General features: G+C 49.8%; 20 protein-coding genes. 4 read left to right on the top strand and 16 right to left on the bottom strand.

Annotation, left to right across the window (positions count from 1 at the left end):
* Positions 1-141: 141 nt before the first annotated feature.
* Positions 142-1,056: a M20/M25/M40 family metallo-hydrolase gene (locus H9I52_RS01380; RefSeq protein ID WP_187452342.1), complete on the bottom strand. Its 915-nt coding sequence runs from the start codon at positions 1,054-1,056 to the stop codon at positions 142-144.
* Between the two features lie 111 nt (positions 1,057-1,167).
* Between H9I52_RS01380 and H9I52_RS01375 the strand changes: the two genes are divergently transcribed.
* Positions 1,168-2,418 carry a tol-pal system protein YbgF gene (locus tag H9I52_RS01375; RefSeq protein WP_139514513.1) on the top strand — a complete coding sequence of 417 codons (1,251 nt, stop codon included), beginning with the start codon at positions 1,168-1,170 and terminating at the stop codon, positions 2,416-2,418.
* A 9-nt stretch (positions 2,419-2,427) separates the two neighbouring features.
* Positions 2,428-3,792 (top strand): hypothetical protein, encoded by a 1,365-nt coding sequence (locus H9I52_RS01370; RefSeq protein WP_187452341.1) that lies wholly within the window; start codon positions 2,428-2,430, stop codon positions 3,790-3,792.
* 8 nt (positions 3,793-3,800) lie between these two features.
* On the opposite strand, the gene H9I52_RS01365 is transcribed toward H9I52_RS01370, so the two are convergent.
* The 3 genes from H9I52_RS01365 to H9I52_RS01355 are packed head-to-tail and all read right to left on the bottom strand — an operon-like array spanning position 3,801 to position 6,690.
* Positions 3,801-4,589, bottom strand: a complete 789-nt coding sequence (locus H9I52_RS01365; RefSeq protein WP_187452340.1) for a formyl transferase — start codon at positions 4,587-4,589, stop codon at positions 3,801-3,803.
* A complete protein-coding gene (locus tag H9I52_RS01360) occupies positions 4,586-5,602 on the bottom strand; it encodes a polysaccharide deacetylase family protein (protein ID WP_187452339.1) in 1,017 nt (338 codons plus the stop codon). The genes H9I52_RS01365 and H9I52_RS01360 overlap by 4 nt, the downstream gene beginning before the upstream one ends.
* Before the next feature lie 14 nt (positions 5,603-5,616).
* Positions 5,617-6,690, bottom strand: a complete 1,074-nt coding sequence (locus H9I52_RS01355; RefSeq protein ID WP_187452338.1) for a glycosyltransferase family 4 protein — start codon at positions 6,688-6,690, stop codon at positions 5,617-5,619.
* 392 nt (positions 6,691-7,082) lie between these two features.
* Between H9I52_RS01355 and H9I52_RS01350 the strand changes: the two genes are divergently transcribed.
* Positions 7,083-8,015: a glycosyltransferase family 2 protein gene (locus tag H9I52_RS01350; protein ID WP_187452337.1), complete on the top strand. Its 933-nt coding sequence runs from the start codon at positions 7,083-7,085 to the stop codon at positions 8,013-8,015.
* A 9-nt stretch (positions 8,016-8,024) separates the two neighbouring features.
* Positions 8,025-9,158: a dTDP-4-amino-4,6-dideoxygalactose transaminase gene (gene rffA, locus H9I52_RS01345; RefSeq protein WP_187452336.1), complete on the top strand. Its 1,134-nt coding sequence runs from the start codon at positions 8,025-8,027 to the stop codon at positions 9,156-9,158.
* Between the two features lie 44 nt (positions 9,159-9,202).
* Here rffA and H9I52_RS01340 read toward each other — a convergent pair whose 3' ends face one another.
* From H9I52_RS01340 to H9I52_RS01285, 12 genes are all read right to left on the bottom strand, one after another.
* Positions 9,203-10,504, bottom strand: coding sequence for a glycosyltransferase (locus tag H9I52_RS01340; RefSeq protein ID WP_187452335.1), 1,302 nt, complete (start codon positions 10,502-10,504; stop codon positions 9,203-9,205).
* Positions 10,474-12,336: an asparagine synthase (glutamine-hydrolyzing) gene (gene asnB / locus H9I52_RS01335; RefSeq protein WP_187452334.1), complete on the bottom strand. Its 1,863-nt coding sequence runs from the start codon at positions 12,334-12,336 to the stop codon at positions 10,474-10,476. Before asnB ends, H9I52_RS01340 begins: the two co-directional genes overlap by 31 nt.
* Positions 12,337-12,375: 39 nt before the next feature.
* Positions 12,376-13,500 carry a glycosyltransferase family 4 protein gene (locus H9I52_RS01330; RefSeq protein ID WP_187452333.1) on the bottom strand — a complete coding sequence of 375 codons (1,125 nt, stop codon included), beginning with the start codon at positions 13,498-13,500 and terminating at the stop codon, positions 12,376-12,378.
* Positions 13,501-13,508: 8 nt separating this feature from the next.
* On the bottom strand, positions 13,509-14,510 hold the full coding sequence (locus H9I52_RS01325) for a glycosyltransferase family 61 protein (RefSeq protein WP_187452332.1): 1,002 nt from the start codon (positions 14,508-14,510) through the stop codon (positions 13,509-13,511).
* A gap of 54 nt (positions 14,511-14,564) precedes the next feature.
* Positions 14,565-15,446 (bottom strand): hypothetical protein, encoded by an 882-nt coding sequence (locus H9I52_RS01320; protein WP_187452331.1) that lies wholly within the window; start codon positions 15,444-15,446, stop codon positions 14,565-14,567.
* The gene (locus H9I52_RS01315) at positions 15,446-16,429 is read right to left on the bottom strand and encodes a hypothetical protein (protein ID WP_187452330.1); all 984 of its coding nucleotides are present in this window, start codon (positions 16,427-16,429) and stop codon (positions 15,446-15,448) included. Before H9I52_RS01315 ends, H9I52_RS01320 begins: the two co-directional genes overlap by 1 nt.
* 493 nt (positions 16,430-16,922) lie before the next feature.
* Positions 16,923-17,840: a glycosyltransferase family 2 protein gene (locus H9I52_RS01310; RefSeq protein ID WP_187452329.1), complete on the bottom strand. Its 918-nt coding sequence runs from the start codon at positions 17,838-17,840 to the stop codon at positions 16,923-16,925.
* A gap of 1 nt (position 17,841) precedes the next feature.
* Positions 17,842-19,653 (bottom strand): ABC transporter ATP-binding protein, encoded by a 1,812-nt coding sequence (locus H9I52_RS01305; protein ID WP_187452328.1) that lies wholly within the window; start codon positions 19,651-19,653, stop codon positions 17,842-17,844.
* Between the two features lie 483 nt (positions 19,654-20,136).
* Positions 20,137-21,147, bottom strand: a complete 1,011-nt coding sequence (locus tag H9I52_RS01300; RefSeq protein ID WP_187452327.1) for a glycosyltransferase family 61 protein — start codon at positions 21,145-21,147, stop codon at positions 20,137-20,139.
* 141 nt (positions 21,148-21,288) lie between these two features.
* Positions 21,289-22,299 (bottom strand): glycosyltransferase family 2 protein, encoded by a 1,011-nt coding sequence (locus H9I52_RS01295; protein WP_187452326.1) that lies wholly within the window; start codon positions 22,297-22,299, stop codon positions 21,289-21,291.
* A 97-nt stretch (positions 22,300-22,396) separates the two neighbouring features.
* Positions 22,397-23,419 carry a glycosyltransferase family 2 protein gene (locus H9I52_RS01290; protein ID WP_187452325.1) on the bottom strand — a complete coding sequence of 341 codons (1,023 nt, stop codon included), beginning with the start codon at positions 23,417-23,419 and terminating at the stop codon, positions 22,397-22,399.
* A 33-nt stretch (positions 23,420-23,452) separates the two neighbouring features.
* Positions 23,453-24,628 (bottom strand): glycosyltransferase family 4 protein, encoded by a 1,176-nt coding sequence (locus tag H9I52_RS01285; protein ID WP_187452324.1) that lies wholly within the window; start codon positions 24,626-24,628, stop codon positions 23,453-23,455.
* Position 24,629 lies beyond the last annotated feature (1 nt).

Raw genomic sequence — 24,629 nt, 5'->3', positions numbered from 1 at the left:
ATTTATTACCTAATCCTCAACCTTTACTTTCTAAAAGCCAAACGCAACGGGCCTACTTTGCCCATGTGCCTGTGGGCAATAAAAAAGGCCGGTTGGGGTTACCAACCGGCCATCAGGCTAGGTTTGTGGAATGGAGTTTGGCTATAGCTCGCGCATCAGCACTTGGTAAAGCGCTACCATGCTATCAATGTCGCGTTTGTCGACGATTTCGTCGGGGGAATGTACGTTGTCTTCCGGGGCGCCCACGAAGCACCAATCCCAAGGCTGCGCGCCATGCTGCAACTCTTTGGCGTCGGAGCCGCCGCTGCCTTCTACCTCCAACTGAAACGGCACTCCCGACTGCTCGGCAATGCGGCGGATGCGCTCGACATAAGCGCGGCGCGGAATAAGGGAGTCGCGCAGGGAAATGGCAACGCCTTGACCAGGGCGCACACCTTCTGTAACCCAGGTAATGTCCGAAATAAGGGCCTGCCGAACGCCGTAGTGCTCGTAGATGTACTTCGCCAGATACGCCACGGAGCCGCCGCCGTGCTCTTCCCAGCAGCTAAATGCGATGATGCCGTTCTCCAACGTCTCGGCCACGCGCAAAGCATTCCAAACCCCAAGTCGGTTATCCAAGTAACAGGATTGCACGGAGCTTTCTGTTTCGCGGAAATCGCACTTGAACGTGAGTTCGGTACCCCGATCGATGTCACGCGTGAACTCATAGCCCAACTCACCGGTTTCTTCCTCAACAAGGAGCGCACATTCAATATCACCCTGAGAATCACGCCCTACCAACCGATAACCGGTTTGCAAATCGGGCCCGCCGATACGCACCAGCTGTCGCCCATACCGAACTGTGAATCCTATGCTATCCAAATGCGCAAAAATAGCCGTCCGCGGCTGGCCAAATATCAAAATAATGCAATCTTGAAATTCCTTACCGGTTACGACTTGTGGCTGCACTCGCCAAGAGGCTTGGTTTTGGTCGATGTAGTTGAGCAAGAATTCCGTTAAAGGAGCCTCGTTCCCGGCAGGAGCCGCTATCTGGCATAAGGTTCGCAAGAGCTGCATTGGGCTTCGGTTAGTTAGCCAAAGCTAGGATAAAAGTTATACTTTAGCTTCTCTGTTCAGTCGCCTTCCAGCACCCGTTACAATTGCTGAGGCCGCTGCCAAACGTCACCCATGACTCTAAAACTCCGATTTGTCCTGTTGCTGGCGCTGATGCCTTTTCTTACGATGGCCCAGGGTACCGACACAGCGCGTAAGGCCCCAGCTCCCATGCGGCACATCGACGTGGACAACGTAGACATTCTGCCTTCGGCCGTTGACACCAAAGGTTGGTTGCTGCTAGACAAGGATATCCAGCTGGAGTTGGAGGGGGCCGTGCAGAACCTCTACAACTTCAAGTACGACAAGGCCGAAAAGCAGTTCCGCTCGCTGCGCCGCCGCTACCCCCAGCACCCGATGCCCTATTTCCTGCTGGGCCTGAGCACCTGGTGGAAGATCGTGCCCACCAACGTCCAGACCAAGCAGTACGACAAGATCTTTTTCGCCTACATGGACACGGCCATCACCAAAGGCGAGCAGCTCTACAAGCGCGACAACAAAAACTACGAGGCCTGCTTCTTCCTGTCGGCTGCTTACGGATTTGATGCGCGCCTGAACGCCGAACGCAAAAATTGGCGCAAGGCGACGGTCAGTAGCAAGCGGGCCTTGGAATATTTGCAGATCAGCCAAGAAGCCAACGGATTAAGTCCAGAGTTTCTGTTCGGACAAGCGCTGTTTAATTATTACGCCGTCTGGATTTCGGAAACCTACCCGCTGCTGCGGCCGGTGCTCTTGTTCTTCCCCAAAGGCAATCGTGAACTGGGCTTGCAACAGTTGCGTAACGTGGCCAACAACGGCTTCTACACCGGCTTGGAGGCGAAGTTTTTCCTCATGAAGATTCTGAATAATGAGGAAGAGGACAGCAAGGCCGCAATGCCCATATCTCGTTATCTAGCAACCAATTATCCCGACAATGGCTATTTCCAGCGGTTCTACGCTCTGCTCTGTTTTAATGAAGGCGAACACAGGGAATGCGAACGAGTAAGCCGCGAGATACTGGACAAAATCAACCGGGGTATGCCCGGCTACGAAGCGATAAGCGGCAAGTACGCCACCTACTTCTTGGGGTGGCTCATGGAGTATCGCTACAAAGACATCGAGAAAGCCAAGGATTACTACCAACGGTGCATCGTGTTTGCCGAGAGCACAAGTGAAACTACCGGCGGCTTTTACCTCTACGCTAATCGGGAACTTGCTCGCATTGCTGATCAACAAGAGGATCCCAAAACCGCGATACGGTACTACAAGGAGGTGCTCGACAAAGCCGACCGCAAATCGGAAAGTTTTCGCGAGGCCAAAGCGTACATAAAGGCTCATAAAAAGTAACCCACCGCGATGGAGCTGCAAGACCTTTTTCTGACGCCTTTCTATTTGGGAATTTTTTATGCCATCGCGTTTGCGGTTCGCAAGAAAGCGACCAATGCCTTTACGCGTAAATATTTCATTCCTGCTCTGACAGCCAAATTTGTTGGCGCAATCGCTCTGGGCCTGATTTATCAATTTTATTATCACGGCGGCGATACCTATAATTACTTCAACCACGTCAAAGTAATTTTCAACGCCTTCACTACCTCCCCTTCCGTGGGCCTTAAACTGATCTTCTCCCACGGTGAGTACGATCCAGCAACGGCAAATTATGCTGCCCAAATGGAGTGGTATACAGCACCAAAAGAGTTTTCGGTGATACGAATCGCCGCTATTTGCGGGCTCTTTTGCTTTAACACCTACACCGTTATTGGCCTTATGTTCGCCGGGCTTAGCTTTAGCGGTATGTGGGCCATGTTCTTGACTTTCGTCAAAATCAAACCATTGATTTACAAGAGCTTAGCAACAGCCGTTTTCTTTATTCCCTCTGTATTTTTTTGGGGCTCCGGGCTGATGAAAGACTCGCTATGCATGGGGGCTCTCGGTTGGTTATTTTATGCCTTTTACCAAGGAGCCATTCAAAAAAAACGGCCTACCCAGTCGTTAATAATTGGTTTTTTAGCAGCCTATTTATTATTCGCCGTTAAGGTATATATCCTGCTTTCTTTTTTGCCGCCGGCGCTGCTTTGGGTATTTAATGAAAATAGCCAACGCATCAAAGATCCTACGATCCGGATGTTGGCAAAGCCTATTTTATTCGGTTTGGGCGGGGCAGTAGCCTTTTTTGCTACTACCCGGTTAACCGCCGGCGATGCCCAATACGACGTGACCAAAATTGGAGAACGCAGCAAGATTACTGCCGATTATTTGTACCAAACCAGCATAAAAGAAGGCGGCTCTGCGTACCATATTGGCGAGCTCGACGGCACGCTTACTGGCATGGCTAAGCTAGCTCCACAGGCCATTATCGTCTCTTTGTTTCGGCCATTTCTGTTTGAAGCCCGCAACCCCGTAATGCTGCTTTCTGCCATAGAGGCCACGTTTTTCCTGTTCTTTACGCTGCGCATTTTCTGGCGCGTCGGGGTGGGCAAAACGCTGCGCTACATCAGCAGCACGCCGGTCTTGAGCCTGTGCTTCGTCTTTTCCCTAATTTTTGCCGTGGCCGTGGGTGTATCTACTTCTAATTTTGGAACCTTGGTGCGGTACAAGATTCCACTGATCCCTTTTTATGTGTCGGGGCTGTATATTCTTGAGAATATCAGCATACCCAAGAAAACTAAGCGCCCACCGCGGCGTGTGGTGGTTTCTAGACCGCAGCTAACGCCTGCTTCGTAACTTACTTATTACCGCGTGCCGGTTCGCCGCCGATTGTACAGATACTCCTGCAACGTAGGATGCGACCACAGCCGCGATTGCCCTTCGGGAGCCGGTTTGAGCGTCAGCGTGCCTTGCAGCGCGTCGCGGATGGCCTGCTTGAGCAAAGGCAGCCCAGCCGCTAGTTGCAGCAGCGGGTAGGTGACGAAATTATCTTCCGGGGTCGGATCGATTAGGGCTTGGGCGATGATGGCCCCCGTATCGATTCCGGGATCGACAAGGTGCACGCTAACGCCACAATGCGCACGATCGTTGTTTGCCAGCGCCCAATAGCCTCCGTGCACGCCCCGGTAAAGCGGCGTGATACCAGCGTGGGTGTTGATAAATTTGCAAGGCACGCTGTTTAGCACCTTCTTCGAGATGATGCGGGTGCCGTTCACCACAATCACGTCGGGCTGCAATTGCTGTAATTGCTCGATGCATTCTGGCGCATTTACCGAGCTTACCCGGATCACCCGATCCTCAGGTAAGGGACGGCTATCAAGTTGCTGCTGTTGTTTGATAGCTTGCAGGCGCCGCTTCGAGCTTCCCTCTAACTGCTTCGCTATCAATAATTTAAATAACACCTGTCCCGCCACGGTCGGCCAGCCTAGTTTTTCCAATCGTCGCTTTAGCAATTGCTTTTGACTCACTGGCGTTTCCACGATGATGCGGTGGACGCCAAACTCCCGATCAAGCGCGTGAAACAGAATATCCGTGGATTCGCCGGGGCCGGCGAGAATGACGATTTTTTTCCCGGAGAAAGCAGACTGGCTCATGCAGGCAGGGATTGTTGGAGTTGAAGACGATCGGCTATGTCGCGCATGGATAAGCTTTCCATCCCGTAGGCAGTCTGCAAGTGCTGGTAATGCTCGGCAATGCGTTGGAGCACAGCCATGTTCTCGGGCAGATTAGCTCCGAAATTGTGCGGGTGCCACCACAAATGAAAGACGAGGCCGTGGCGAGCCGCGTGCTCCATACCGCTCAGAATGCGCTTGAGGCGCAACCCTTCCAACACCTTCATCCGCCCCGACCATGGCCGAAGAAACCGACTGGCGGGGATGTTATAAGGAAACGAACGAGCTATGTCACTCATAGCGTGACAGTTATGACCTGAAAGATTTACGTAGGCATCCAGCAAACGGGCACCCCGCTTATACAGCGTCTGTTCTTCCTCGTTGCGCTCTTTATAAATCCACGAGGCTTCGTTGCCCCGGTAGCTGGTGATGCCTAATTCTTGACAGATCGATAAATAACTGCTGTTGTGCTGGTTACGCGGAAACACCAAGCTACGCAACTCAAGTCCTTGTTCGGTAGCAATGCGCTGGGCAGCTTGCAAATCGTGCCGAAAGGCTTCAGGCGTCTGGCCGCGCTCTAGGCAATAATAGTGGCAGAACGTATGCGTCGCCATCTCCTGCCCCGGCGTGCGACGGATTTGCTCAATCAGCGAAAGGCCAAAGTGGTACGGATCGCTGGCCTCGTCTTCGCCTACGGCATCGAGCGCCAGATAGGGCGACAGCTTCGGGTCGGCGTATTCGGGGCGAACGGTTGGCAAATGCGCCAGCATCTCGCGCTTGTTGGCAAAAAACAGCAACCCAACCGTGGCCCAAGTTACGCGCAGCTTGTATTCGGCAAACAAGGCCAGCATAGCCGGCACCGCCTGCCGCACCCCAAGCAAATTAGGGCCGTATTGGGCCAGCGTTTGCTGATCGCGCACACCCCAGTTAATCTCAAAGTCAAGCGAGATTACGAATTTGCCCTTCTCAGAAGCAATTACTTGATTATGAGCCATATACCTACTAGCGATTACTGGAATAAGGCCAGAAAATTCTCTTTGTTTGACACCACGGAGTAGCGCTCAACAATGGTGCGCCGCGCCATAGCGCCTTGCTTGGCCCGCAACTCCTGATCGGCGAGCAGCTTGCGCAATGCCGCTTCCCACTCGGCGTCCGTATCGCAGATGTAGCCATTGTGGCCTTCCTGCACTACTTCCGTGTTCATCCCAACCGGCGACACCAAGGCAGGCATGCCTAACGACATGTATTGCAGCGCTTTAAAAGCACATTTGCCGCGCGCCCACGGGTCATCCACCAACGGCATCAGCCCCAGATGAAAGCCCAACAGGTCCTCGATCTCGGTGGCTTTGCGCCAAGGCGTAAACGTAAGCGACCGCAATCCGGCGTGCTCGGGCGGCTGGTTGGAAATAACGCGAAACTCAAAGTCGTAGCCTTCATTTTCCAACTTCTCCAATACCGGCCAAACCAAATCGAGATGGCGCAATGTGGTATGCGTACCGGTCCACCCGATCACGGGGCGGCTGGTTTGGTGCTGGTCGCGCACTTGGTTATGCAGGTGTTCGGTGTCGAGCGTAGTCGGGTTGATGATGGAGTTGGGATTGAATTGCAATGCGTACTCGCGCAGATACGCGTTGCCGCAGCTCACCTTATACGCCCACCGACAGATGCTGCCGACCTTCTGCTGCCACTTCAGGCTGCTGATGAACGTTTGCTCGCCGGCTGGGTCTTTCATCCAGATGGCATCGTCGAAATCGTAAATAATTTTCTTTCCTAACACCTTGGCTATCAACCATTCAAAGATGGGTGGGCCAATAGGCGCGGCTTCTCGGTGAATGAAAACCCGATCGTAGCGGGGCACAGTAAACAACAACGCTGCCCGCCGCACAAAACCACCCAAAATTCCCAGCACTTTCGCCAGCGTATGGCCCGGCTTATACAAAATCGCCCAAGTGCTGTCCGACAGAAACGGTGCTACGTGGTAGGTATGGCCTTTTTCCGTCAGAAAATCAAAGTACTGCTCAAAACGAAACCGCTGCGATGGCGCTTTTCCGGGCGGATACGGCACTATAAATAAAATGTGCATAAGTAGCAGTAGCGGCCCACGTGGGCATTCTCATGAAGTAGCGGGCAAAGGTACGGCAACTGCCGCAGTCTGCCGAGTTTCCAACGGCCGCGGCCAAAGGCAGCACACGCCGCCTGACGAGACCTGCAGTTGGGTTGAGGAAGATTCGGACAGAGAATCATGGTTCTTTTTCACGAAATAAAACGCTACTCCATATCTACACAAATAACTAATTACCAACTATTTACACGGATAAATACCAAAGTATTCAGCTACTTCCTAGCTTCCACAGATTTACTTAAGCTTTTGCCCGGGAAGCATTATCCAAACGGATTTATCTTTGTCGACATTCATAGGATCAGGCATTGGCATTGCAGCTAGGGCCTGCAGTATCCGTCCTGCTAGTTTCGCCGATGGCCGTTTCCTCCAGCGCACCGCTGTTTTCCGTTGTCAGTCCCGTTTATCAGGCCGAAACGGTGTTGAATGAATTGCTGCAACGGCTGGCCGCTACCCTCTCTGCTCTCACCGATGAATACGAGATCATCCTGGTCGATGATGCCAGCACCGACGGCAGCTGGCTCCTCATTGAGCAGCACGCGGCCCTCGACCCGCGCATTCGCGGATTGAAGCTGAGTCGTAATTTTGGGCAACACCACGCCATCACGGCCGGCCTCGATGTAGCCCACGGTCAATGGATTGTGGTGATGGACTGCGACTTACAGGATCAACCTGAAGAAATAGCCCGTCTGTATCAGAAAGCACAACAAGGCTACGCCGTGGTGATGGCCAGCCGGACGGCCCGTCAAGACCCTTGGATTACGCGCACTTTTTCGCGCGGCTTCTATGCCGTCCTCTCCTACCTGTCTGGCACGCCACAGGATCCTTTGGTAGCCAACTTCGGCATTTACCACCAGCGGGTTATCCAAGAAGTGGGCCGCTTGCGCGAAAGCATTCGCTACTTTCCGACGATGGTGCGTTGGGCCGGCTTCCGGCAAACCACCCTACCTGTGGCGCACGGTGCCAATCGGCGGCCCAGCACCTACAACATCGTGCGGCAGCTACGCCTGGCTACCGATGTCCTGCTGGCTTATTCCGATAAACCGCTGCGCCTCACTGTCTGGTTAGGCCTTTTACTGGCTGGCGGCGCTTTCACCCTTGGCCTGATTATGCTGGTGAGAGCGCTGCTGGGCCAGATTGTCGTGCAGGGGTACGCCAGCCTGATCATTTCAATCAGCTTTTTCTCCGGCCTCATCATCTTAGTGCTAGGTATAATTGGGCTGTACGTAGGCAAAATATTCGAAGGGGTGCGAAATCGGCCGCTTTACGTGATCGAAGCAACAACGTAAGCGCCTCTGATGAAGCCAATTCCGTTTAACAAACCGTTTCTAGCGGGCCAAGAACTGCACTACATTCGGCAAGCCGTGGCGCAGGGCAAACTTTCGGGCAACGGCGAGTTCACCCAACTTTGCCAGCGCTTTTTTCAACAACGCTACGGCATTCCCAAAGCCCTCCTGACCACGAGCGCAACCACAGCGCTGGAGATGGCGGCGCTACTGCTTGATCTACACCCCGGCGACGAGGTCATCATGCCCTCATTCACGTTCACCTCAACGGCGAATGCCTTTGTGCTCCGCGGTGCCCGTATCGTATTCGCTGATAGCTACTTAGGCAATCCGAATCTGGACATCAGTCAGCTTGCATCCCTGATTACGCCGCGCACAAAAGCCATAGTGCCGGTACATTATGCCGGCGTAGCCTGCGACATGGCGCCGCTGTTGGCCCTAGCCGAAGAACACGGCATTTGGGTAATTGAAGATGCGGCCCAAGCCATCGAAGGGTATTATCTGGAGAAACCGTTGGGCGCAATCGGCCATTTGGCCGCCTTCTCGTTCCACGAAACTAAAAACGTGATTGCCGGCGAAGGTGGCTTACTAGCGATCAATGACGAACGTTTTGCGGAGCGTGCCGAGATTCTGTGGGAAAAAGGCACCAACCGCGCCGCTTTCTTTCGCGGTGAAGCCGCTCGGTATCAATGGATTGACGTTGGCTCGTCGTTTCTGCCGTCCGAGCTGACGGCCGCTTACCTCTGGGCCCAGCTCGAACAAATCACAGCCATCTGGGAGCAACGCTTGCAGCAATGGCACCGATACGCGACGGCGCTTCAACCGCTAGCCGAAGCAGGCCATTGCGCGTTGCCCGACATCCCAGCTTACGCAACGCACAACGGGCACATTTTCTATCTGATTTGCCGTGATACCAATGAGCGGCAAGCGCTGATCCAACACCTCGCGGAGCACCAGATCTTGGCGGTTTTCCATTACCAAACGCTGCACAACAGCCCGTTTTACCACAACCTCCACGACGGTCGCCAATTGCCCCACGCCCGCCGCTTCGCCGAATGCCTGCTGCGCTTGCCTTTATATTTCGAACTTTCCGAAACCGATCAGCAACGCGTCATTGCTGCGGTCAATAGCTTTTACAAAGCTTAGATAACATCATATTGATTATCAATACGATATGATGTTGCCATAAATCAGGCCTTAGCCGCTTTCCGATTTAGGATGCGTGCGTACTGCTGCTCGTAAGAAGCTACCGCACGGCCCAAATCGTAGTAGGGCTGCGCGTTGCGGCGTAACGTCTCCGGATCTTTGGCCAGCAGCTGCGGTACTTGTGCCGCCGCTTTCTGGAGCCATGCCTCGGTAAGTTCGGGTATCGCAATGCCGCCGTCCGTGTCGCGGATGATGCTCTCCACGTCGCCCACGCCAGCGTTGCAAATCACTGGGATTCCCATCGCCAGAATTTCGCCCAGCTTAGTTGGAGAGCTCGCTTTTTTAGAATAGCTCTGCTTGATGAAAAATAGGTTGATGTCGGAAGCGGCCAGCAGCTTGGGCACTTGCTGGCGCGTGGCAGCGCGGACCAAAAAGTCCTCTTCACGCAGGCCCTCGAGCTTACGGGCGGCCGCCAATATTTCCTCCTTGGAGTCTTGCGTAATGAACAACATGCGGGCCGTCGGGAATTGCTGTTTGATTACCCAAAACTGCCGCAGCATGTCATCCAGCAGATACCATCCACCTACCGAGCCTAAATAGCTGATAACTAAATCATTATTAGGAATCCCTAGTTCTGCTTTTCCTTGAGCTCGTTGCGCCCGGTCAATGAGCGGAAAAAGATCGAAATCGGTGCTGCACGGGATTACGGTGATGGGAGCCCCTTTGTAAGCCGGCCAAGTCTGGATTTCTTGCTTGCCGTTTTCGGTCAGGCTGATAATACCGTCGGCCGCGGCGATGTAAGAGGCTTCTTTTTGTTTGTATTGCCGATACGCATACCGGAAAACCGGATTGCGCAGGTTCCAGATGCCGCCATCGACTCGCTCGTCGACCCAAAAGCCGCGCATGTCAAACAGCATCTTGATGCCAAATTTGCGCTTCAACATCAGTCCCACCGCGGCACTCACATAGCTACGGCAGTGCGTCATGTCGAGGGGTGTGCGGCGATGGATGGAAAGCGCCTTTTGCTTTAATTCTCTCAAATCGAAAAACTTAGCTAGCCCTGGCGGCTTGCGACGAAAGAAAATATACTCCCACGTAATGCCGGCTTTCTGCACGATCGCCTCGATAGTAGCGCGGTGCTGCTCGAAGCGTTCGGGCTTCTCGGTGGAAAGCAGGGTAATACGATACCCACGCTTTGCCAGATTGGTCAGGTACGGCAGCACCTGCGACTGGCCCAACGGGTCAGTCATGCCGTCGTAGGAAATAAACAAAACGTGCGGAGCAGCGTTGGCGGCCGCTGTGGAGTCGGTTGCTATCATGCGGATGCGCGGTGCAGGGCTAGCCATTGGTGCAATACAATCAACAGCCAGATGCGGTTGTACAAATAGTCTTCGCCACGTTCAAAGCGATCAACTAACTGCTTTACTGCGCTATACTGCACAAATCCAGCACTTTCTATCGATTCAGCCGATAGATGCTCGTCGATAAGATAGTGCAGCTCGTTTTTGAGCCACGTGCCAAGCGGCACCGAAAAACCCCACTTGGGCCGCTGGAAAATGCTGCGCGGCAGGTAATCATACAGCACGTCTTTGAGCAAAGATTTGCTTTCGCCGTCGTGCATTTTCAATTGGGGCGCCACGTTAAGCGCAAATTGCACGACGCGGTAATCCAGGAGCGGTACCCGCGTTTCGAGAGAATGCTCCATGGTAGCCCGGTCAACTTTTACCAAGAGGTCATCCTGCAAGTAATATTGCATGTCGAACAGGGCCTGCTTTTCGGCCGCTGTGGGTGTGCGGCCGGCGGGCCATTGCCATTGCTCGCGCAACGCTGCTTTGCTCTGCCACTTGGGCTGCAACAGTTTGTCCAGTTCAGTTTCGGTGAACAAGTATTGTTCCTGCGAGAAGATGTGGCTCCGCTCACGTTTGGCATCCGGAAACGCTACCAATTGTGCAACCCGCTTGTAGCGATTGCCCATCTGACCCAATACGGCCGCCGCAGGCTGTCGTAACCCCCGCAATGGCTGGCGGGCCAGCCGGTTCGCCCAGGTGTACATGCCGTAGCCATGAAACAATTCGTCGCCGCCATCGCCCGACAGCGTCATGGTCACGTGCTGGCGAGCCAGCTTCGATACCATCAGCGTAGGCACGGCTGAAGAGTCAGCGAAAGGCTCGTCGTAAATTCCGGCCAGCGTGCCTACCGTGTCCATGGCCTCTTTGTACGTGACCTGAAAGCTGTGGTGATTGGTGCCCAATTTGTCTGCGACGGCCTTGGCATAATCCGATTCGTTGTGCTTAGCCGAGTCGAAGCCTATGGAAAATGTCTTGACGGGCGTGCTCGAAACCGACTGCGCAATGGCAGTCACTAAGCTCGAATCGACGCCGCCGCTGAGGAAGGTACCAAACGGCACGTCGGCAATCATCCGATACCGGACTGAGCTAACCAGCAGTTCGTTCAACTGGGCTTTGGCCTCCTGGCGGTCGCTTATGACCTGGTCTTTGATCTGATCTTCCAGTTTCCAGTAGCGCGTTTCAGTCAGTTCACTGCCGCTTACCCGCACATACGAGCCGGAATCCATTTTCCGGATCTGCGAATAAATGCTGTGCGGCCGCGGAATATAGCCCAGATGCAAAAAGTGCCGCACGGCCTCCGCATCGATGGTCAGCGTCTTCTTGACTTCGGGAACATGAACAATAGATTTTAATTCCGAAGCGAATGCAAATATCTGATTATCAAGGTAATAGTAGACCGGCTTGATACCCATCCGATCCCGAAAAATGTCGAGCGTTTGCGTCTGCTTATCGTAGATCGCGATGGCAAACATGCCGTTCATGAGGTGCACAAACTCCGGCCCGAATCGCACATACGCTTCCAGAATCACTTCGGTGTCGGAAGTAGTGCGCATCGGCACGCCTAGCTTTTCCGCAATCTCGTGGAAGTTGTAAACCTCACCGTTGAAAATAATAACGTAGCGCTCGTTGTGCGAGTGCATCGGCTGGTTAGCCGCCGTCGACAAGTCGAGAATGCTCAACCGGCGGTGCCCTAGTCCTACCTTGCCATCGAAGTAAAACCCATCCGCATCGGGTCCACGGTGCGCGAGGCAGGTTGTCATGCCACGCAGGGCTGCTTCGTCAAGGGGCGAAGCGGAGGTAATATTTAGAAAGCCAGCTATGCCGCACATGGAAAAGATTATTGGCGAGAAGAACCGTAAAGGTAAGCTTCAACGAGAGATTTTACTTTTGTACAATTGCAGTAAACGTGAAAAGTACTGGCTGAAGGCAAACCGTTCCAAGACCTCAGCCCGGCCTTGCTTTTTCAATCGCTCAGTTAACCCCTGATCAGTAATGAGCCTCCTGATAGATTCGGTAACAGCTTCCGAATCCCGATACGGGACGAGTAGAGCATTCGCTTCATGCTGCAAAAACTCATTGCCAATACCGGAGAGAGTAAATACCGAGGGTATGGCTAATGCTAATGCCTCAAGATACACTAAGCCAAAAGATTCGTAGTCCGACGAAGTGGGAATGTGTACAAAAACGTCAAATAATTTATACATAGCGGCAACATCATACTCATACTCAACCTCTACGTAAGACCCAACAGGCAACTCGGCTAAGAAAACTTGTATTCGATTTTTATAAGATCCTCTGGCGTTGGCTAACACCAATTTTGCGCTTGGATAGTCTGGTAATAGCCTCTTAAAGGCCTTGATGATGTATTCATGACCTTTAGATGCATCATAGCGCGCTATTACGCCTACGACCGGAAATACATCTTTGTCTAAGCCATATTTTTCTTTCAATTTATTGACCCGCAATTGGCTAATTCCATCATAGCGAGAAAAATCAAGACCGTGCGGAATAGAATGGAGCTTATGCTGTGGAACTCCTTCTCTATCACTAAGGATGGTTGTCACCACTGGAGATATGGCTATTATATCCGTAGCAATTGCATTAATATATTTGTCTAGAACAACGCCGCGTGGGTGATACAAGTGGTGTTCACTGCCATGATGCCTGGTATAAATTCGGGTTTTGATATGTGCTAACGCTGCCGCACTTATCCCCAATAATCCCCCGAGCAAAAAGTGAGCATGCACAATTTGTATACCCCTTTCCAGAAGCATCCTCCGCATCTTCCATATGCTACCAACCCATCTTGTCGGGGAACCACAAGCAATCACATCAGTATCAATGCCAAATTCATTTAAGAATTCTGACATCTTATCGCTACTCGGATTTAATTGAATTACATATAAATAATATCCGATCTTCTGCAGTTCTTCCAATGTACGCTCCAAGCTTTCCATCCGGTCAACTCCAGAAATAATATATGCCAATCTCATATACAATATTATTTCATATACTTATTTAAATACACTTCCAGCTGTGATACATTGACGTAAAAACTATCATAAGCCGGCCCCCGTGGATCAATGTTAGCTGGCTTACTTTGCATAAATAAAATATCATGATTCATTGCATTAGCAAGATTAAAAAATGCTTGATCATAATGTTTTTCATGAATTAAGTCTATCACCAATCCACCTTCAGGCATATACATAATATTGGAAATACCGGCCCCGTGCACAGAGATAAAGTTTTTCACATTACTGAGAAGCCTTATCTGCTCGACGATGGAATAATCTTCAAAACACACTACTTTAAAATCAAACTTCCGAAGCATGGCCACTACCTCATCTTCGTTCAAGACTTGGCGATAAGCAGCTCTTTTTCTGCTTATATAAATATTCTGATAGGCAGGCAATAAAGCTGATGCACACTGACATTTTTCTTTCAACCAACTGGCTACTTCCGTCATAGCAACTACACTCTGGTGTAAGCTATCTGCTGTTGGCATTGGGAATAGCAACTTTTTAGCAAGCACAACCTCATCTGATCGAACAAACACAATATTCTTAAAACCCAATAAGTCCAAGTACTGCTTAATAAATTCAGGAATTTGAGCATGCATTAATAAAACCGCATCATTAGCCAACTCCCTCATCACGAATAAACGAGGAAGAGATTCAGCTGTAAAATGATAATAATTATCATAAAACGAATTTATAGCACTAATACATACTTCATTAACGACCTTGATTTTTCTCAAAAATATTTTCTTCAAAAAGCTGGGCATTGCATGATGTCTAGCAACTTTTGATTCTTTTAATACTCGCCAGTCATGCATCACAACACCATATGGAGACACATAAGCATTTTGCAATTCATATAAATACGTAGGTCCATAAGAATAATTTGCCGAAACAAAATTATTCACCCCTCTAATATCTGAATAATTCAAGGGCATCCTACGTGTAACATTATAAGGACCATACAAAAGCTTTTTTTTCATCTTTATTTTGAAAAATATTTACTTACCAGATTTAGATATAAGAAAAATATTTTATCAATTCATTTTTGAAAGCAACATCTTAACTCGCGAATACCAAATAGAGTTTTGCATGCCTAATCGAAATTTACTAGGCATATAAGGAGGATGCAAGGTGTAAAAATTCGTTAATTCAACAATATTCTTAGCAGGAACAAATTCTAAAAAAGGCCATTTCTCGGCAATAAGAGGATTAAAGTTTTTCGCCTCTTTATAATTGTCAATATTTAGATTCATCCAAAAATTCAAATATTGATCTTTATCAAAATCATTTGTATGGCCCCAATTGAATATCTTTTCTTGGATCTCCCGCTCAGGCCTTGCCCATGATTGATGCAAGATAAAATAAGGAGCATATATATTAAACCAACTATTTACTCGTGCGTATTCATAAATAGGCCTATTCGTAGCTATCGGATTACCATCAAGCTTAAAAAAATCTTTATTATTAATTACTAAAAAACCATCATTCAACTGCTTGAACAACATAATATATTGACAACGAATATTCACAGGACGAGAATATTTTTTTCGGCGAAGCCAGTCAGCGAATTGAGGAAATGCTAAAAAATACTCATCAGAGTCTATTTGCACATGCCATCCGCCTTCCCCCATTCGCTTAGCGATTAAATTACGTTGGCGTGTGTCATTTTCCATTGCCGTCAGGTGAGGCAAATGAAAATCATCCTCGTATAGATCAATTTTGCCTAGCGGGTCTACTTGCTTCAGAAGCGCACGAAAGCCATCCTCATCAAAAGAAAATGGGTTCCCAGCCCAACTTATTCTGTCTTTATCCAATCCTAAGCATATAACATCTGCTGAATCATATATAAGCGGGATTGAATTGGCAAGAAAATACCAATCGTATGCTACGCAAAGTCCTACTTTTATTTTTTCCATTATTTTTTCAGATGACGTTTAACATGGTAAAGAACGTCCTTAAAAAAGACAGGATTAACTGATCCTTTCTTTATGGCCTTCCATGCAAATTTGTAACCAAGATAGAAGTTGTTATGGCTAAAAGCCTGCATTGACCTATCCTGCAGTGATAGAACATGCTCTTCAAAAAGAACAGGCAAACGTGTTGTGAGAATCTTTATATTTTCAAGCAATGTTTCTTTATAAACACCTCCATAATCTTCAATAAATAGTTCATTAAATACAAAATCAGCAGTAACTTTCTCTGCATTTTCCCAATAATGAAATACATATTCAGCACAAGCACTGAGTTGTGTTTGCTCTTTAAGTATTAATGAAAAAGCGTACTGCTCACATGTACTGTGAGAGGTTGGTGGATAAAATTGATCTGTGAGATCATAAATATCGGGAAGTAGTTCTGCCACGCTACTAGGTAACCCCATTACTCCCGCATTCCATGATTCCATATCTAGGCTGACGCGCCTCTCCCCCTTGCTTGTACGAAATATTTTAGTTTCGATTAGGTTAATAAATGCCCAATATGTTGGCATTGGCACGTGACGATATTCTTCAAATTTATATTCGAATACGTGCATAAAGCTCCGCCCATCCACAATACTTTGCATCCAAGGCAAAGGGTCTTTAATAAAGAATGTGTCCGAATCAACATACAATAATTTTGCGCCGGGGTATTTGACAAAAGTTTCATCGATTAAGCAAATTTTCATACGATGTATGAAATCAATCTTGCCACGCATCAGTGCTATTTTCTCCGGCGTCAACAACGTATAGTCAATCGGAATATCACCTAAAAAAGGTTTAAAATAGTCGGGGTTATCAGTGAACAAATGGGTGCGCACTTGCTTAATATCTCCACTGTACCATGCCCAGAAGCTTAGAATAGCGAACAGGGCCCGGCGATACTCTGTTTCTCGCCCAAATGATTGCGTGACCAGTACGTACATAGTAGATTGTTTTCCAAGTATGACTCACGACTCTAGAGGAGATTAATATCTCTCAACTTCTGACTACGTGATGTAACTGCAACCAAGTCTTTGGCAAAGATACAACACATCGCTTGGAGCGACAGAGTACCTTTGCCTCACTCATCGCCACAACAAAAGGGCTCAGCGGTGCTGGGCAACGCCTTACAGATCACTTAATCTGTGCCAGACTCATCCTTGCGGGGTTCCAAACAATAGCCTTGATACTGAAATACATCGCCCACTCTCATTATCAGACAGTAGCACCAGAGCAGGTTCTGAGGCGTACAGTTGGCTAGATGACAAACAATATTTACTCTTGCGCGCGCTTAAGGACGAGGTTTTTTAGGGAGTTCGTCTGACTAGCATAACTGTTTGCAGCAGTGGGCCATAGCCAACAACCCCGCATGACTGTATTGCCGGGACCGTATTGTGCTTTACACTGCCATTCCTCCTTTTTAGACACGCACTAGCACTAGATAGGGCGGTGCGTATAATACACACCTAATGCTGTTATAATCACATCGTATATTTTGTAGCGAACCTCCTCAGGCTTGAGAACCAGCAAGTTCTGGCTATCAATTAAATTAAGCCATTGCGCCTTCGCGAAGAAAGAAAAGGCGGCGTCCTTCAGCAAACCAGGCCGGGGCGGGCTGAAGCGGCCGTATTTAGGGTATAGCTTGGGCCGGAGTGCCGCTAATTTCTGGTGCGCAACTCTGTATTCCCGCAGGCGCTTGACATATACGCGGCAGCTAATAAGATCATCGTGCCATGCCTGGGCTTGATTTAGGAAATAAATTTCTATGCCTGCTTCAGAAGCGCGCATAGCTAAATCGAAATCCTCAGCGTCAGTAAGGCGGGAATCGAAGCCTCCAATCTGATCGAACAGCGCTTTGCTCAATGAAAAATTAGCAGCAGTGATAAACGGCTCGGCAGGGTTAAGTTTTACCGATGATGCTTCTGCGTATTTCTGCATCCATTTACGACTTGTTAGTGCCTTATATCGCAGAAAGTCAGTCGTACACTTATCGAAATCTTCGATCTGGGTACCGACGGCAATAGTGCCGGTCTGGTGCTGGTGATGTCGTACATGCTCGGCCACACAACCCGGCAGCGGACGCATGTCGTCATCGAAAAAGATGAGCAGATCGCCAGAGGCTGCAGCAGCACCTTGGTTGCGCGTAACAGCTCGCCCTTGGTTGTCCTGCTCGACTACGCGCAACTCAGGAAAGGAAAATGCGTTGGCCTCAACTAACTCAGCAGTGTTATCAGTGGAACCGTCAATTACGATCACAATTTCATCCGGAGTGTGAGTCTGCTCCACCAGCGCCTGCAATGTGTTCAGAATTTTATGCGCCCCGTTATAAGTAGGAATAATTACCGACACTTTCATGCTATGCCTTGCTATCCGTGTGCGCCGATTCCAAAGACATAGTCTTATCGATTAACTCTTCGTATTGATATTCGGCATGCAAGCGTCCATCCTTCAATTCGTAGATACGGTTACAATCCCGCAGCGTGGTAATGCGATGCGCGATAATGAAGAGGGTAATATCAGTATGCGCCAGTTGCCTTATAGCCTCATTCACCTCGCGCTCCGTTTCGTTGTCCAAGGCGCTGGTGGCCTCGTCCATTATTAGCACCTCCGTGCGCTTATAAATAGCACGGGCAATCCCGATGCGCTGGCGTTGTCCGCCTGACAAGCGAGAGCCGCGCTCGCCAATCTGAGTATTGACGCCATCAGGCAATGAATTGATAAATCCTCGCAAAGACGCTTGGTCGATAGCGTATTGCAAGCGCTCTTCGTCAGCTACCTCGTCGTTTAGGGTGATGTTGTCCTTAATGGACGTATCCATCAGGAAGGTATCCTGCTTTACATACCCGACCAGCTTATACCACGCCTGCAAGTTTTCGTCGGAAAGAGGCTGTCCATCAACCAGAATATGTCCCTGCTGCTCCTGATAGAAACGAAGCAGAATATTCATCAAGGTCGTTTTACCCGAACCTGATGAGCCAATCAGCCCGATTTTTTCTCCCTTTTTTACGCGGAAAGACACGTTGTTCAGGACGGGTTTGGCAGACTCACCAAAACTGAAAGAAAGATTATCGAAAACAATTTCTTGGGAGAACCGCAAGGGCTGCTGGCTTGGCAAGGTTTCCTCAGCGTATTCGCGGGAGCTAGCCAGACTGTCGAACGTAAAACGATGTTGCCGTAAGGACACCAAGGCCAAGATGCACCGATTTACCGATGGCATCAGGCGATATGCCGCCGCCGCAAACAGTCCGATTATCATTACTAAGTTTTCGGGATTGCTGGCAAAAAGCAGAGAGTATAAATAAATAGTGACCACCGCAATAATGGCAGCCATCTCAATAAATTTCAGGGGCAGCAGCGTGAAGAGGTAAGAAACAGCCTCCAGGTCTTGTATTTCTTCCTGCTTTTGCAGAATCTGCCGCCTGAACTGCTCTTGCTTGCCGGCCAGCTTCAGCTCAATAAAGCCGATAAATGCATCCGTCAGCAAGCCGATAGAAACCGGTTTCAACGCATCAATCTGGTTTCCAACCGCTGTTGACCTATGCTGCAAGCCCCTGTAAGTCAAGTACATAGTCAAACCCAGCACCACACCCAGAATCACAAACAGCGTTGGCTGGTAAATCAGGATACCCAGAACAATAATACCTATTACCAGCCCATCCGAAAACAGAGCGTACAGTTGCCTTATAATGGATGCAACAAATGTGTTGGGCACACCTATCGTGCAATGCAGCAAGTGGGGCGAGCCCAACTTGCTGAACTCTCCGAAAGGCATATTCAGGTGCTTGTCTAGTTGATTTTTAACTATTTTGAGAGCAATGTGGGCCGTGAATTTTACCTGCTGATAGTTAATAAAGGTTACATAGATGTTTTTTGCGATGAAGAATATCAGTACTCCTACTATTAGGAAGATAAGGAATGACTTTTCAGAGGTAAAGCCCAAGGAATTATACAGCCACAAAGTAGCGCTAGATTTGAAGATGGATCCTGGCTTGGAAGCTGCCATGATCACCGGTACCAACGACGCAAGACCAAAAACATCCATCAGCGAGCCCAAGATCAGCAGAATAAACATCCAGACCGACTTGCGTTTATCAGCAGGCGAGAGATAGTAAAAAACGTTGGCTAACGCCTCCTGAACAATGCCTTTGGCGCGGGGTTGGTTACTCATTAGTGTGGTGAAATCTTCCGAAGTGCGTTATGAATCTCTGCCTAACTGCAGTGAAGTCTTTCCTTTACTTCCTCCTTGTTGTACTGTCGTCAGAGCCTTTGTTAATACTCTAAAAGTCTGGCACCAAGAAGGCAAACGGCGTACAAATATACAGTGCAAAAGGCAGTTGGCTCTCCCACGCATCCAGGAGGCGTTTTTTGTCCTCAACCGTATTAGGACAGTGGCTCAAGTAAATCAGCCACCGCATAGCTAAATTACAACTACTTGACTATCAGATATTTAATAAATAAAACAAACATGCTAAGCACCTGGCATTCAAAGACTAACCGCATCTCTGCTACTATTTACCAGACAAACCCGTATGTGTTCTACGGTTTGACAGTAGCTGAGGTGAGGCATCTGGGGCAGTGGCTACCAGAAAGCGTCGGCTTATTGCTTGCGAAACAGGGTTCTGCTTCTATACCGGGCTGGCCCTAGAGCTACCTATCTCATGTATTGGTCTAGGTAAGCTTTAATTTTAGTCACATCGACGGAGAAGCTATCGAAGGCAGGTCCCCGCTCGTCGTCGTGGGCGGCAGCGCCTTGCACGATGATGGTGTCATGATCAAAAGCATTGGCCAGCGTATAAAAAGCCGGGTCGTAGCGGTGTTCGTGGATTAAATTAATCATCAAGCCGCCTGCTGGCATATACATCAAATTGGTCATGCCCGCGCCGTGCACTGCCACGAGGTTGCGCACCTGGCTGAGCAGGGCTATCTGCTCCTGCACAGAGTAATCTTCCAAGTTAACGACTTTAAAATTACGCTGTTCCAGCATGGCAATGAGTTCCGGCTCATTCAGCACTTTGCGATAGGTAGCCCGCTGGCGGCTGATGTATAAGTTTTCGTAGCCACCAAAGCGGAAATTGCTCGGCTCGACCCGCCCTTTATACCAAGCAGCCATTTCCCGGATCAGCGCGTCGTTGTGGTCGAGGCTGGTAGCAGTATGCGTGGAAAGGAGCAGCTCCTCAGCTTTGGCCAGTTCGCTTTCTTTTATGCGGACCACCTTGGTAAAGCCCGTCATTCGCACGTACTCGTCCAGAAAACGGGGGGTGTTTTCACGCAGAATCAGCGTGGCCTGATCGGCCCACTGCCGCAGGTTGTATAACCGTGGGAGGCATTCGGTGGTGAAGTGATAATAATTTTCGAACCAGACATGGGTGGCAGAAACGCTCAGGCCGGGTACCTTTTTGACCCTGCCCAGCAGGATCTTCTTGATAAACGTCGGGACAAAATTGAGATTTTGCTGGTAAGAGTAAATAGCATCCTTCAATACTTTCCAGTTGTGCATCACCACCCCATAGGGCGTGACGTACGCGTTCTTCAGCCGATACAAATAAGTGTGTCCGTACGCATAATGCTCGGTAATAAACTTGTCCCTATCAACGATCTCATCGTAGTTCAGCGGTAGTTTGCGCTTGATCTGATAGCTGTCCTGTAAAATGGTTTTTTCCATGAGAGGAATGCGAAGAAGGAAGTGCACAGTATGCCACAAATTGTCATTTGTGGCATACTGCGAAGAAATGCTTAGTGGAGAAAAGGCAAATTTAGCAATAAGTGTGCTGCCTCACCTACCGCCGTTGCGGAGCCGGGTTTTTTAGGACCGCCTGCGCCCAAACAAGGGGTAAATGACACCATCGCCGATGAGTTGGCGAAGTCCTGCCATCTTATCGGCAAATAAAAACTTGCCCAACTCTTTCGCGAACCGCCGCCGAAAGTCCGGTGCTACAGCCTGCATGTTGCGGTACATCTGCTTGTAGCGCTCCGCCGGAATATCGTTATACACCCAAGAGAGATACCAATGCTTCAGGATAAAGGCAATCTTCTTTTCCAGCAAGACCGGGTTGGTTGGGCCATACTGCTGCATCGTGCGCAGGATGTGCGTTTCCTCTAGCAAAGCAACGCCATTGAGCAGGGCTGAACTGCGCACGTTATTGGAGTGTTTGCGAAAATAGTTGAGCGGTCGGGCCACAAAAGCCATATCCGAGGCCGCCAATACTTTGCCCCAAAAAAGCCAGTCGCCCATTAGACGCAGTGAAGTATCGGCTGGTCCTACTTTCTCCAGCACGCTGCGACGCAGCACCACCGCACTCGCGTTGGGGATCACGTTGCGGTAAGACATGTATTCGCGGATAATGCTGAGCCCACTTTCTTCAAAATCAGTGTTCCAGCGTTCAGCGGCCTGCTCACCTGGCAGGTATTCATAAGTGCCTTGTTTGTTATCCTGCTCGTCGATGACCCAGGAGTCGCAGTAGGCCAGGCCGACGTGGGGGTGGGCCTCGAGCGGGGCCAGCAGGGTTTCCAAAAAGGTGGGGGCGGCGTAGTCGTCGCTCTCGGCGATCCACACGTACGTGCCCCGGGCCAGGGCCAGGCCCTTGTTCCACTGCCGGAAGGTGCTGCCGCTGTTCTCGGCGTTGAACACGGTGCGGATGCGCCCGTCGCGGGCCGCGTAGCCGGCGATCACCTCCCGGCTCTGGTCGGGCGAGCAGTCGTCCAGGATCAGCACCTCCAGCTCGCCCACCGTCTGCTGCAGCACGCTCTCGATGCGCCGCGGCAAATACCGCGCGTGGTTGTAGTTGGGGATGATCACCGTGACTCTAGGTTGCATTACCCGTTATCAATTAAATGCTTACAGAAAAATAACGAACCAATACCAACAATCCACCAACAGCTATTGACGACTAATTAAAAGGCGATAATTCTAATTAAACTTTTCTTTTAATTATTTTATAAAGCAATCCATCTCCTAGCAGCTGTCTTACACCACTAAAATTATTGCCCACCAGAAATTTAGAAAAATCTCTTCTAAATCGACCAGTAAAACTTTTATCAACATCAACAAGATTATTATAAATCAACCTATGACGTTTCAGAGGAATTCGGTGTTCGACCATTGACCTAAACCATAATTCCAAAGTAGCCTTAAACATTTCGTTAAAAAAGAATGCATCCGGCTCTCCGTACTTCTGAATAACTTTGAACACACGGGTAAGCTCCAGCAAAGCAATACCATTGGTAACGGTAGCACTTCGCACGTTATTAGAATGCTTTCGAAAATAATTTAATTTCTGACTAACAAAAGCAATATCTGATTCTGAAAGTATTTTCGCCCAAAAGAGCCAATCTCCGTTAAGTCGAAATTCCTCGTCAGCAGGGCCCACCTGCTCGAGTACTTGACGCCGCAACACCACCGCACTCGCGTTGGGGATGATATTGCGATAAGACATAAACTTTCTTACAATAGAAAGTCCATTCATAACAAAATCATGCTTCCATAAATCGGGATCTAAGTCTCCTAAAAAAATGTCATGATCTCCTGTTATAACATTTTCTTCATCCACTACCCAGGAGCCGCAGTAGGCCAGGCCGACGTGGGGGTGGGCCTCGAGCGGGGCCAGCAGGGTTTCCAAAAAGGTGGGGGCGGCGTAGTCGTCGCTCTCGGCGATCCACACGTACGTGCCCCGGGCCAGGGCCAGGCCCTTGTTCCACTGCCGGAAGGTGCTGCCGCTGTTCTCGGCGTTGAACACGGTGCGGATGCGCCCGTCGCGGGCCGCGTAGCCGGCGATCACCTCCCGGCTCTGGTCGGGCGAGCAGTCGTCCAGGATCAGCACCTCCAGCTCGCCCACCGTCTGCTGCAGCACGCTCTCGATGCGCCGCGGCAAATACCGCGCGTGGTTGTAGTTGGGGATGATCACCGTCACGAGCGGGGTCATTTGCGAAGAATTCATAGCCCGTTGATTATCAGAAGTATACAAAAAAGGCTACATGTTCTGGGTAACCACCCGAAGAATAATCTGATGTATAAGCGGAGCGGTGGTGTCGACGGTGTGATTTGCCCGCATGGTGAGGGCAGCATTCGTGCCCAACCGCTGGTGCAACGCTGCATCGTCGCGTAACCGAACAATCGCCTGCGCCATTAGGTCGGAGCGCAAGTACGGCACTACAATTCCACAGTCCTGCGATACGAACTCTGGCATCCCCCCAGAATCAGCGAAGCACAAAACAGGCTTGTGCAGGGAGGCCGCTTCCAGGCATACCAGCGGATAAGGGTCTTCCCGCGAAGTCAGCACGAAAACATCGGCAGCGTTGATATAGTCGTGCGGGTTGGCTTTGGAACCTACAAACCGAAGGGTATTCTCGAGATGCACACGCTCCAAATCATAGTACACTCTAAGTCCATTGTAATCAGACAGTTGCCCTCCCATCCAAATACAATACACCGGCCGCCCCTCCAAGTGTTGCAGGTGTTGCGCTATTTGAATAAACAAGGCAGGTGATTTTCGCCAGTCAAGGGTGCCGGCCCCGAGGGCCAAGAACGCATCGGCAGGTATGCCCAGTTCCTGACGGACCTGCTGGCTAGCCTCGGCAAACTGCCTAGGCTCCAATACCGGTACAAACTCAAATACTTTGGAAATTTTGGCTGCCGGAATTTCGTGCCCTTGTCTCAAATTAGCGCAGACGGCTTCTGAAACACCCAAAAAGTGATCGATTTGGGTGCTTAGCCGGGTGAATTTATCCTTGCCTACAGATTCCTGAATAATGGTTTGCAGTTCGTGAACATGGCATACGAGCGGGCAATTCAGTACCGATTTTAGCTCGATCCCTAACTCAGCCGACACTACTGTGTTGGCGTAGATCAGGGAAAGATTCAGCTGTTTCAACCGAGATTGAATACGACGTTTGTGCTTACCGATTTTATCTGTCAGGCGATCGTAGCGGTTTTGCCAGAGTGTCGTGGACACAGGCAAACTCCAGATGTGGGTTTCGCCAACCGCCCGGAATTCTTCTTCCAATTCTCCCCCACTCTGCAACAGTACAACAGGTACTACCTGGGTGTTTCTTTTTAGCCACCGCAGCAAATGCAATAAAACAATGGGAGCGCCGGTGCGTGTAGCATCATGAGAGATAAATAAAACTACAGTATCTGAACCCAGCATC

The sequence above is a fragment of the Hymenobacter sp. BT491 genome, assembly GCF_014349165.1.
Lineage (GTDB): Bacteria > Bacteroidota > Bacteroidia > Cytophagales > Hymenobacteraceae > Hymenobacter > Hymenobacter jejuensis.
Note: the sequence above shows the minus strand (reverse complement) of the source record. Positions and strands in the feature narration are given on the sequence as shown.